General features: G+C 59.1%; 1 protein-coding gene. It reads right to left on the bottom strand.

From position 1 onward, the window contains the following. On the bottom strand, window positions 1-346 hold a 346-nt coding region (locus CYP26_RS00890), incomplete at its 3' end, for a PACE efflux transporter (RefSeq protein ID WP_103630025.1). Window positions 347-460 lie beyond the last annotated feature (114 nt).

Raw genomic sequence — 460 nt, 5'->3', positions numbered from 1 at the left:
CAATCAAGAGGGTGAGGCTGATGTCGGTGAGCAGCGCCTGCCACAGCGTAATTTGCAGAAACCAGGCAATCAGCGGCGTGGTGAAAAACAGCAACCCGCCTTCAAACGCGCCGGTTGGCAGCATCCGCACGCCCCAACCGCGCCGCTCGCGCCGGCCGGTGAAGATTTTGTCGAACCCCCAGTTGAACAGGAAATTCCCCACCATCGCCGTTACCGACACCGCCACGCTCATGCCAAACGCCGTGCCGGCATGGGAAAGCCCAAACAACAGCACGGCCACGGCGGAAATCAGCACCGCGCCGGTTTCAAACAGCAAGGCATGAATAAAACGCTCGAAGAAGCTCACGATTCGGCGCGCGTGGGGGAGAGGAAATATTATAACCCAGAGGCTACCTGAAAGTTTCAGGTGGCCTTATCTGTTGCTGACTCAGCCACTATCGGCCGGGTGGGCACGGCTTGC

The organism is Campylobacter concisus (genome assembly GCF_002913225.1).
GTDB lineage: Bacteria > Campylobacterota > Campylobacteria > Campylobacterales > Campylobacteraceae > Campylobacter_A > Campylobacter_A concisus_J.
The sequence above is the reverse complement of the archived record's forward strand: the minus strand, read 5'-3'. Positions and strand labels throughout refer to the sequence as shown.